The organism is Gilliamella sp. Gris3-2 (assembly GCF_001690345.1).
GTDB lineage: Bacteria > Pseudomonadota > Gammaproteobacteria > Enterobacterales > Orbaceae > Gilliamella > Gilliamella bombi.
In genome coordinates, this window is record NZ_LZHB01000024.1 from 93,229 (window position 1) to 104,919 (window position 11,691).

An 11,691-nucleotide genomic window follows, 5' to 3' on the forward strand; every position below is an offset into this window, starting at 1 on the left:
TAACCGTAGCTTGACAGTCATTTAAAATCGGGTAACGATATAGCTATTGAATTGTCTTAATTTGATAATATAGCTATGACTAAAACCCATTTGTGTTACCCAGTCTCTCCACTTAATTTCAATGATGAACAGATAAATATTACATATCTAAAACAGCAGCTTGAGGAGTTTCAACAGTGGTCCATGGTCCAGTTTGAGCAACAAGCTGACATTGATACCTTAGTGCATTTACGCAGTCAATTTATTGACCGTTTACTTGAGCGATTATGGCGTTTTTATCAAATACCTAAACATGTTTCTTCCTTCTTTAAACGTAATCGTATCGCTTTGGTTGCTGTTGGTGGTTATGGTCGAGCGGAATTACACCCACTGTCAGATATTGATATTTTAATTTTAAGTGATTATCCGTTGACTAAAGAGATAGAAAAACAGATCAGTGATTTAGTCCGCTTGTTATGGGATTTGCATTTAGATATAGGGCACAGTGTTAGAACATTAAGAATCTGCCTACAAGAAGCAAAAAATGATATCACAATAATGACTAATTTGATTGAATCAAGGCTTATTTCTGGCAATCAATTACTATTAGATGAACTACACAAGCAAATTTTTAGCGATAGAATCTGGCCGTCTCGTGCTTTTTATAAGGCAAAAATACAAGAACAACATGAACGTCATAAGCAATATCACAGCACCTCTTATAACCTAGAGCCTGATTTGAAAAATAGTCCGGGTGGATTGCGAGATATGCAAATTATTCAATGGATAGCGATTCGTCACTTTGGTGGAGAATTTCTACAAAAAATAGCTGATTTCAACTATTTAACCCCTGAAGATATTGAAGACTTTAAAACTTGTCGTAAATTTTTATGGAGAATACGTTTTGCGCTTCATTGTGTCATAACTCGTTATGATAATCGTTTGTTATTCGATCGTCAGTTAAGCATTGCTAACATGTTAGGTTATCAAGGCGAAGGTAATGCTCCTGTTGAGAAGATGATGCATGATTATTATCGTGTTGCTCACAATATTACTGAACTTAATCAAATGTTATTACAACTGTTTTATGAATCTATACTTGAACATAATCCACATAACAAACCTTATGATATTGACGAATATTTTCAAGTTCGAGACAACCTAATTGATGTAAAAGATAATGACATTTTCAAAAAAAATCCCGTCATGATTATGCAGCTTTTTCACACTATTTTGTTGAATCCTCAAGTTATAGGACTGTATTCTAATACAATTAGACAATTACGTTCCGCTCGGCGCACACTAACCACTTTACTTTGTGAAGATGCAAAAGCAAGAGCGTTTTTTATGTCGATTATCAAGCACCCAGATGCAATTAATAAAGCCATTTTACCAATGCATAAATACGGTATACTTTCTGTCTATATACCGGGTTGGAAACATATATCTGGGATGATGCAATTTGATCTATTCCATGCTTACACTGTTGATGAACATACCATCCGCTTGCTGCTTGAACTTGATAGTCTTAAAACCGAAAGTGGCAAACAAAAACATCCTAATAGTGCAAAAGTATTTGCTAAATTACCTAAACTCGAATTATTGGTAATTGCTGGTCTATTTCATGATATTGGCAAAGGTAGGCATGGCGATCACTCGGAAATTGGCGCTCATTTAGTTGAAAAATTTTGTCAACTACACGAACTCGAAACCAAAGATACTGATTTAATTTGCTGGTTAGTACGTTATCACCTACTGATGTCTGTTACCGCCCAAAGCAGAGATTTACAAGATCCTGCGGTAATTGGAGAATTTGTTCAATTGGTCAAAAGTAAGCGTCGCTTACAGTATTTGTTATGCCTAACAGTAGCTGATGTTTGTGCTACAAACGAAACGCTTTGGAATAATTGGAAACAAAGTTTAATGCGCGAACTCTATCTTAGTGCAGCAAGTTCCTTTGACTCTGGTATACACCAAATACCCGAACAGCGAAGTGTTGCACGTAAAAATAAGCAAGAGGCATTAACCATTTTAGTTAAACAAAATTATGATGAACAAATTATTAAAGAGCTTTGGCAAAACTATCGCATTGACTACTTTGTCCGTTATACAACCGAACAAATTGTATGGCATGCAAAAATTTTATTGCAACATGACTTGGGCAAAACATTAGTAGCCATAAATCCAAATCCATCTCATGGTGGTAGTGAGCTTTTTATTTATTCGCCAGATAGACCTTATCTATTTGCAACTGTGTGTAATACGCTAAGTATGCATAATTTAACTATTCATGATGCACTTATCATTACGAATAAAAAAGGATTTGCACTCGATACATTTATCGTATTAGAGCCTAATGGACAGACTGTACAAGAAGATAGAAACCAAGGTCTAGTAAATGCACTTGATAAAGCACTACAACAACCTGTTTACAAACCTGTCACCATAAAACCACCGAAACAACGATTGCGATCGTTTTCAGTGCCGACTGAGGTTAACTTTCTTTCAGCCTTTAATGACAGCCAAACCTATATGAAGCTCATAGCACTTGATAGACCGGGATTGCTGGCTTGTGTGGGCGAAATATTTGCTAATTTAGATTTATCATTACGTAGCGCTAAAATAGCAACTATCGGCGAACATATTGAAGATCTATTTATTCTAACTGATAAAAACAATCAAGCGCTTGATGATGAAACATGTCAAAAACTTCGAGAATCAATCATTATAGCTTTTGATTCAATGAATTAATTTAATTAACCAAAAGATATAACTTATGCAATTTTTTATTATCTTATTTCCTATTTTTTGTATCTTTATTGTAGGTTTTATCGCACAAAAAGCCTTAAAATTTGATGTCGCCAACTTATCGAAAATGTCACTTTATGTGCTATCGCCCTTTTTGGCATTTAAAACGTTTTATACTCATACTTTAACCACAGATTATCTATTTTATATTGGTTATGTCTTTGGTTTATGCTTTTCATTAGTCATTATTGTCTCAATTTGGTCGATACTCATGAAGTATTCAGTTAAAGAGCGCTGTGCAATGATTTTGAGTTCCTGTTTTATGAACAATGGTAACTATGGCACTCCTGTACTATTAATCTTTTTTGGAGCAGTCGGCTTTGATCTTGGCGTAATAATGATGGTATTACAACAGTTTGTAATGAGCACTGTCGGCATTTACTATGCGGCTAAAGGTAGCGCTCATAATGATATTGTAAATCAAAAAGACGTTATTAATAAAGTTATTCGCATGCCTGTAGCGTATGGTGCTTTTTTAGGTATTATTTTCCAATTGTGCCACATCCCTTTATCTAAATCGATTATGACTTCAATCGGAATGATCGGTGACGCATCAATTGTAGTGATCATGATTATTTTGGGCATGCAACTGGCAAAAATAAAACTTACTCAGCTTGATTATCCTAAAATCTCATTTGCCTTGCTTGCACGTATGGTGATTTCACCAATTGTGGCATTTTGTATGGTTTACTTTATGCCAATTGAGCCTGTTTATAAACAAGTTTTAATTGTCCTAGCTGCAATGCCAAGTGCCGCCAATACCACATTAATGTCAGTACAATTTGATACTCATCCAGAACTGGTATCAAGTGCGACCTTGCTCAGTACTTTATTAAGCTTGATCACTCTTCCTATTGTACTTGGATTAGTTGGAACACCAATTCCATTTTAGTAAAACCTGCCTTCTTAAAAGAGGCAGGCGTTATACAAATTTTTCAAAAATTAATTATTCATACTCTAACTATTATCGATAAACTAATTTTCAGTAAGAATAATCCTCTCCTTGCCATTCTTTTTCAAATTGTTTAACAAACTGAACTAAAAAATGATGTCTTGGCTCGGCTAGCTTTTTTGCTATGGGGGTATTCATCATATCTTTAAGTAAAAAAAGTTTTTCATAAAAATGATTAATAACGGTATTAGGATGTTTATAATTATTTTCATCCAGTGCAGTTCGTGGTGAAATATTAGGATCGTACATAATATTATGCTTATTACCGCCATAATAAAAGGTGCGAGCAATACCAATTGCACCCAATGCATCTAAACGATCGGCATCTTGTACGATCTGCCCTTCTAGTGATAATTCTTTTTTCTGATTAAGATTTTTTCGATATGACATATTCTCGATGATAGCAAAAATCATCTTAATTTCGGTGTCGGTAAGTGTTAAAGACGTTAAATAATCACGCAATTCCATTATTGCTTGACTCACATCAGCAACCACTTTTTCATCAATCACATCATGTAAATAAGCGCTAACAATCACAATAAAACCGTTCGCTTTTGGTTCATGCTGTAAAATCTTTTTTGCTAACTTTACAACACGTTCAATGTGCGCCATATCATGACCTGAAAAGTCATTAGCCAATTTTCGTTTAACAAAAGATTGTATAGCTTGAATAATCCCCTGTTGTTGCTTATCATTTTTATTATTCATAATATTATTTTGCTAATTTAATTTACACAAACTGTATTTCCATACAACCAAATGTCAACTTGTCCCATATTAGAATATACTAGAAGATTTATAGGTCTTTCGTATGGAGATTTATATGTATTTTTAGTCCAATAAACCATATTACTTTCGAAATTACTACCAGGGTAGCTATCATTAATGTTAGCATAGTCATAAGTTTCTCCCCATTCTGCCAATAATCCCCCACCAATACGACGTTGATAATTACTCCCCTGACCTGCTAAACCTTGATTCCAATATTGAGAATTAGCATTAGTTAATTGATTAACTGTAGGTATTTGATAGCCCAACTGATTACAGTATTGTTCAGCCTGAGCATAACTACGATTGCTACCACTATAATCCTTTCTTGCGATAAACCATTTTTTGATGGTAAAACTATATACTTTATTGGTTTTGGCTTTATCGGAATATAAGATAAAGGTCGTCGGCACTGCGGTTGCTGCCTCGGCAGCGCTAGCCCCCTCTTTGGGTCCGACTAATCGAATCTTGGCAATACTGCCATTGCCCGTTATAGTTAAATCAATGCCCGATGTTGCTGGTGACTTGTCAAACGTCATATCACTGCCTAAGCTATCAACCATATCCATGGTAAAAAATAGCCCATATGCCCCCATGGTTGGAAAGTTTGATGCCGGATTATTTAAATCTTGACGTTTAAAACCTTTTGCATCATCCCATTGGTTTGGTGGACCTGAATAATTTGCCCCCCCCAATTTTTTTTTCGACTATTACTTAAATATAAGTTAGGCTTGGCAGAATAAGTACAAGCGCCTTTAGGCGGATTTAGGTAATAGGTGGCGCGATTAGCTGCTATCTGAGTTGAATTTGGTTTTCCATAAGCCGTTGATAAAATGCTATTATCACTTTGCATTGTTACACTATAGGGCGCATTGCAATCCTGAAAGGTATCATCTAATCCCATTTCGGTACCATTGGCATCTCGACCAATAATAGTTAAATTCCCCGTTGCGGTAATATCACCATCGCCATCTTTATCAGCCCAAAAACCATTATTATTCAGCAAATCGGTCATTGAAATAGCACTTTGACCCAATGGAATAAGCGTTTTAATATCGCTAAGTTTTAAACCATCATGCGGCAATGGTATCGGATTGGCTTTAGTTGAGGGATTGTTTTTTGGGGTTAGCACCTTACCATCAGGTAGCTCAATATTTAAAAATCTATCCGTATCCCATGATTGGGTTTTGCCACCATCAAACGTTAAATAAGGTGCTGAACCCTGTATTTCTTTTACGGTTTTTGCAGACTTAACTTTAGGTAATACCCCAAATACAAATAAAGGATGACTAATTCCTATACAAAAACACAAAAATAAAATTGATTTTAAAGTGATGAGTTTTTTTTGCAATATCAACAGTAAATCGCTACAGAAGCATAATCGACATATAACAAAACGAAAATAACTTAATGCTAACTGCTTAATTAACCCACTCTTATTCTTCTTTTTTATTCTAACATGTTGTACCTTTGACTTCATGATAATGTTCCTTTACATTAATATCCACATCATACAAATGCTATACCATAACGTTGCTAGCATAATTTCTTGTCAACTTATCACATCGCATAGTGCTTACTTGGTAATGATCGATTTTTGCAAATACATTTTCAACAAAAAATCTAGTTTCACAAATTAAAAATTAAGTCAACACGATTATAGCGTAAAGGATATTTTTTACATAAAAATTTCAATAAAATAATTGTCTATCACATGCAAAAAGACATTTTCCATCGTCTAGATACAATATTAGAAGGTAAAACGTTCTTTCTAAAGTAATCTAATCTTAGGTAAACAAATACACATACAATATTAATAGTAAAATTTCAGTAATTAATGTTTTTTTATTGTTTCTTTATTTTTTTACGATTGTTTTCACTAAAATGGAAAGGTAGAATGCGCGAATCAAAATATTATCAAAGCAAATATTGGAGTTGATTAAGTGAAAATATCAACGCGTAAAGTTTTGCCTTGGCAGTTAATAGAATACTTCACTCGTTATCGCCAATTTATAGCTCTACTATTTGGTCTATCTATCTTTTTTATAGCGCTGATTGTGTGTTGGCACTTACTTAAGGCAATTAATGTTAATGAGTTAAAAAGAGCTATTCATCACCTTTCGATGTCTACAATTTTATTTTCGTGTTTATCTGCCATTGGTAGTTATTTAATGTTGATCTGCTACGAATGGTCAGCTGCACGTTATGCGGGTGTCAAATTGAAACCCGCAACTATTGTACTAGGCGGAATTTGTGCCTCAGCTATTGGTAATGCAATCGGATTGTCGGCATTATCTGGTGGTGCGGTGCGTTGTCGTCTCTATTTTAAACAAGGATTAACAACTATTGATGTTGCCAGAATGTCAATTTTTGTTACCTTATCATTAGGATTCACGTTACCACTATTAGCAGCGATTACCGCTTTAATTCATCCCCAAAATACGATGTTAGCTTTGCATTTATCAGCAAATAGTGTGTGGATAATTGCATGTAGCGTAATTTGCTTTTATGGTGTGCTATTTATCTTTTTGCAAAATAAGCGATTAGCAGAAAAACCAAATAACAACACCCAATTATATCAATTATTTCGATGGTCTATCCGTCTTCCTAATCTTCGTTTAGCATCTTACCAATTTATTATTACTCTATTTGATGCCATTTTGGCTGGCGCAGTACTTTATTTTCTTTTACCAAAACACCCTGATTTTGTCACCTTTATTATGATCTATATTCTGGCGTTAGTAGCTGGAGTATTGAGTCACGTTCCTGGTGGTGTTGGTGTATTTGAAGCCATTATGCTAGCAGCATTCTCATCCGAAATTAATATAGCTTCATTAACCGTTGCATTAATCATTTATCGCATTATTTATATTTTAATCCCCCTTATTTTGGCAGCTATTTTACTTTTAATAAATGAAGGAAAACATTTTTTAACCGCACCTCAAGTCAAAGAGACAGAAACAGGAATTGCAGCGCCCATCATGGCGGCAGCTGTATTTTTGGCCGGTGTGGTAATGATGTTTTCAAGTGTACTTCCTGGGTTTAATCACCATTTAGTCAGCACCTTTATCCCCAGTAAAATAGTCAATATTGCCCATCTAATTGCAAGTTTAATTGGCGTTTTATGCTTATTACTTGCGGTAGGAGTAAGACGAAGACTCTATTTTGCATGGGGTATTTCAATTATTTTATTATTCTTAGGTAGTATCTGCTCGCTTTTACGCGGATTACATTGGATTGAAGCCAGTGTATTATTAATTATAGCAATATTATTAATCCATTTTAAACATGCTTTTTATCGTAAAAGTCGATTAAGCATATTACCTTTTTCAATTAAATCCTTTGTCATCTGCTTTTGCATTATTGCGCTTTTTGTATGGCTAATTTTATTTATATATCAAGATATTCCTTATAGTCACGATTTATGGTGGCAATTTGAGTTAGACAGCCGAGTACCGCGTGCTCTTCGTGCCGCTTTAGGCAGTTTTATTTTGTTAAGCTTTATTATGTTGTTTTGGTTATTTCGCCCTGCACCACCAATTCTAACTCAACCAGAACAAAACGAGCTAAATAAAGCCTATCAAATCATTTTAGATTCAAAACAACCTGAAGGTGGGCTTGCCATGAGTGGCGATAAGTCATTACTTTTTAATGAATCACAAACAGCTTTTATAATGTATGCCAAACGAGGCAGAAGCATGGTTGCCCTTTATGATCCAATTGGAAACAGTACTGATCGTGCTAGTTTAATTTGGACTTTTCGAGATTTGTGCGATCAACATAATCTTCGTCCGGTTTTTTATCAAGTTAAAGCAGCAAATTTACCTTTTTATATGGATATTGGTCTTAGAACTATTAAGCTAGGTGAAGAAGCCTTAGTTAATTTAAAACAATTTGATTTAAGCTCAAAAGATTATAAAGATCTTCGCTACACTTGGAATCGTGGTCAACGAGATGGTCTATCTTTAGTATTTTATTCTCCAGGCACAGCACCACTTGATGAATTAAAAGCCGTTTCAGATGCATGGTTAAAAAGCAAACACGCTAAAGAAAAGCAATTTTCGTTAGGATCTTTTTCCGAGCAATACTTGAACAATTTCACTATTGCGGCAATAAAATATGAAGGTCGTATTATTGCTTTTGTAAATCTGCTAGAAACAAATCAAAATTATAGTGCAAGCATTGATTTAATGCGTGTTGTCCAAGATATTCCTAAATTAACTATGGAGTTTTTAATGGTTGGGTTGATTTTACATTATCAACAAAAAGATTTTAAATTTTTCAGTTTAGGGATGGTTCCACTTGCAGGTATGCAAAGACGTCGAGGCGCTCCCATGATTCAAAGACTAGGTGCATTAGTTTTTAGACGGGGGGGACGTTTTTATAACTTCCAAGGATTACGTCGCTTTAAAGAGAAGTTTGCAACACACTGGGAGCCACGTTATATGGCTGCACCAGCAGGACTTGATCCTTTAGTTGCAATCATTGATACCACCATGCTAATTTCAGGTGGAATAACGGGATTAAAAAAGAATAAGAGATCATAATATGAAAAAAATAATACGCTACATTTTGTTGTTAATTGTTATGATACTCATAGTACTATTAGGATTTGTTGGTTGGTATTTGATAAAAAACCAAGATAGTGCGTCAGTAAAAACGATAACAATCGAAAATGACTTTTCTATTATATCGGCAAAACCTAAACAAACAGCCGAAGCTGCGGCTATTATTGTCGCAACTAACAACAATCATTTTACAGAACAACAACTATTAAACTTATCTGAAAAAATGGGCGCCAAACTAGTTCAGTTTGAATTAAAACCGCAAGCAACTTGTGCTGAGCAAAAAAATCGCTTTAACCAAGCTGTAAACATATTAGGAGAATCTAATTTTGTTGTTGCAGGTATGAGAGAAGGTGCCACTTTTGCTTATCGATGGCTAGCAGAACAACAAAGTGATGATGCTAAGGCATTATCAATAGAATTCATATTAGATCATAAAGATTGTGATGATCCATTGCCAAGTCAAGCTAACCACGGGACGTGGCAAGTAATTTGGAATAATCCACCCGAAGAAAATGTTGCCGTATTCCCACGAGAACAGAAAAAGATTGCTGTCACCACAGGAATTGGCGAATACCAAACCTCACCTGTTGAGCTTTTAAGTTTGCATTTATCTTCAATTTTATTTGGTGATCATCAACAGCTACCTGTTATTGAATTACCCGCAACGAGTAAAGAAGTTCATCCTAAAACCGTTACTCTTTATTATTCTGGCGATGGGGGCTGGCGTGACTTAGACAAAGTATCTGCTGAATATATGGCAGCGCATGGTTACCCTGTTGTTGGTGTCGATGCTTTAAAACTGTTTTGGCAACACCGTTCTGTTGAGCGTAGTGCCAAAGATCTGGCTTACTTAATGCAACAATATCGTGAAAAATGGGGAATAACTCATTTTGTACTTACAGGATATTCATTTGGAGGCGATATTTTACCTGCACTTTATAACCGGTTATCAACTACAGATCAAAATAGTGTTCAAGCGATTGTGATGATCGCATTTTCAAAAAATGCTAATTTTGAAATTGAAATCAGTGGTTGGCTTGGTCAAGCTGGTAATGAAATGAAAACAGGTCCAGAAGTTAATAACATACCAGCGAGTAAACTATTTTGTATTTATGGTGAAGAAGAGAAAGACGATACTGGATGTTTACAACCAGAAATGAAAGGTGAATCATTCAAATTACCCGGGGGCCATCATTTTGACGAAGATTATCAGCATTTAGGGCAAATTATCATGGATGCAATTGATAAAAGAATACAATAATTTCGATTAGTGATATCAAAATATTGCAAATTTATTAAATAAAATCGAGTTCTTTGTCATCAATCTGAAAGGAGCTAATGCTCCTTTTTATATGTTCGACTTAATAAAAAAATTATTTTTTTGTTACCCTAACTACACCTTCTGATAATAACACACCACAAAGCGTAAATAATGTTCCGATAGCAGCAATCCAAGTGAAAGGTTCGTTCAAAATAATAACAGCCGCAATAATAGTAAGAATTGGAACTAAATATAAATAAATACTAATTTTAACTGCACCAATTAATTTAACAGCATAGTTCCAAGATGAAAAACAAATAGCCGAGGCTCCAACACCCAAGAATAAAAAATTAAAAATGTTAACGGGATCGGTAAAACGTGATAAATTCCAATCAAAGTCGAAGTGAGATAACACAGGAAACATTAACATCAAACCATAAAAAAAGAATCGCCTTGTTAACAAAATAGTATTGTAACCATAATTGCTACTTTTTTTAGTTAAAATCGAATAACAAGCCCAAAATAAACAAGCCAACATAGTAAGCAGATCACCAAGTGGATTTAACGAAAGCACAAACTTACCATTAAAGCTAATTAGTCCAACACCAATAATTGCAAATAAACAACCAATATAAAAACGTTTAGGTGGTGTTTCGGTTTTTAAAAAGAAAATAGATAGTATTGCAGTAAATATTGGTGCTAAAGTGGTAATTACTCCAACATTTGAAGCTGTAGTATAAGTTAATGCAATATTCTCACATAAAAAGTAACAAGTTACACCACACAGCCCTGCACATAAAAACATAAACTCTCGCTTAACCCCCTGCCAAGCCAAAAAGCGCGGTGATAAGATCCAAAGGGCTAGATAGCCAAGTCCAAATCGAAAAAACAAGATCTCTATTGGCTTAAAATCCGTCAATAAAACTTTAGTTGCAATAAATGTTGTTCCCCAAAGAAACACTGTCATTAATGCGATTAAGTGCCCTTGTGTCCTTTTTGAAAATAACATAATAATCTCTCTGCTCACATAATTATTTCGCAACCAAAGTACAGTTCATTGCTTAATCTTTTATTTAAAATAGTAGTATTCAAAAAAATTTAAAACAATTTATAAGAAGATTTGATAACGAAAGAAAAGGCGCTATTTAAATAATTAAAATTTTAGCAATACTAGTTTTCTATACGTATTAGTGCAAATTATATCAAACAAAATAAGCAAAAAAACTAAAGCAAGTAGTTCTTAATAGATAATGGAAGAAGAAAGGATTTTACAAAATATGCAAATGGAAAAAATATCAGGCAAAAAAAAATCCACCCGAAAACTCGAATGGAAGGCAAAAAATGAAAAACGTAAT

8 protein-coding genes are annotated in these 11,691 nt (G+C 34.4%); 4 read left to right on the forward strand and 4 right to left on the reverse strand.

Going from position 1 to position 11,691, the window contains the following annotated elements; genetic code table 11:
- The first annotated feature begins 75 nt into the window (after window positions 1-75).
- Both glnD and A9G32_RS04620 read left to right on the forward strand, forming a co-directional pair.
- On the forward strand, window positions 76-2,730 hold the full coding sequence (glnD, locus tag A9G32_RS04615; RefSeq protein WP_065589612.1) for a bifunctional uridylyltransferase/uridylyl-removing protein GlnD: 2,655 nt from the start codon (window positions 76-78) through the stop codon (window positions 2,728-2,730).
- A 25-nt stretch (window positions 2,731-2,755) separates the two neighbouring features.
- A complete protein-coding gene (locus A9G32_RS04620) occupies window positions 2,756-3,679 on the forward strand; it encodes an AEC family transporter (protein WP_065589611.1) in 924 nt (307 codons plus the stop codon).
- A 90-nt stretch (window positions 3,680-3,769) separates the two neighbouring features.
- Here the strand turns inward: A9G32_RS04620 and A9G32_RS04625 are convergent, their stop codons facing one another.
- Genes A9G32_RS04625 through A9G32_RS04635 form a run of 3 tightly spaced genes read right to left on the reverse strand, consistent with a single transcriptional unit; the run spans window position 3,770 to window position 5,987 of the window.
- Window positions 3,770-4,447, reverse strand: a complete 678-nt coding sequence (locus A9G32_RS04625; RefSeq protein WP_065589610.1) for an HD domain-containing protein — start codon at window positions 4,445-4,447, stop codon at window positions 3,770-3,772.
- Window positions 4,448-4,464: 17 nt separating this feature from the next.
- Entirely contained in the window at window positions 4,465-5,202 is a 738-nt protein-coding gene (locus A9G32_RS04630) for a hypothetical protein (RefSeq protein WP_065589609.1), read from the reverse strand.
- Entirely contained in the window at window positions 5,130-5,987 is an 858-nt protein-coding gene (locus A9G32_RS04635) for a hypothetical protein (RefSeq protein ID WP_065589608.1), read from the reverse strand. The genes A9G32_RS04630 and A9G32_RS04635 overlap by 73 nt, the downstream gene beginning before the upstream one ends.
- A gap of 463 nt (window positions 5,988-6,450) precedes the next feature.
- On the opposite strand from A9G32_RS04635, the gene mprF reads away from it, so the two are divergent.
- Together mprF and A9G32_RS04645 are read left to right on the forward strand one after the other, a co-directional pair.
- Entirely contained in the window at window positions 6,451-9,054 is a 2,604-nt protein-coding gene (mprF, locus tag A9G32_RS04640) for a bifunctional lysylphosphatidylglycerol flippase/synthetase MprF (RefSeq protein ID WP_065589607.1), read from the forward strand.
- Between the two features lies 1 nt (window position 9,055).
- Window positions 9,056-10,336, forward strand: coding sequence for a virulence factor family protein (locus tag A9G32_RS04645; RefSeq protein ID WP_081296752.1), 1,281 nt, complete (start codon window positions 9,056-9,058; stop codon window positions 10,334-10,336).
- A gap of 112 nt (window positions 10,337-10,448) precedes the next feature.
- Here A9G32_RS04645 and A9G32_RS04650 read toward each other — a convergent pair whose 3' ends face one another.
- Window positions 10,449-11,345, reverse strand: a complete 897-nt coding sequence (locus A9G32_RS04650; RefSeq protein ID WP_065589606.1) for a DMT family transporter — start codon at window positions 11,343-11,345, stop codon at window positions 10,449-10,451.
- Window positions 11,346-11,691 lie beyond the last annotated feature (346 nt).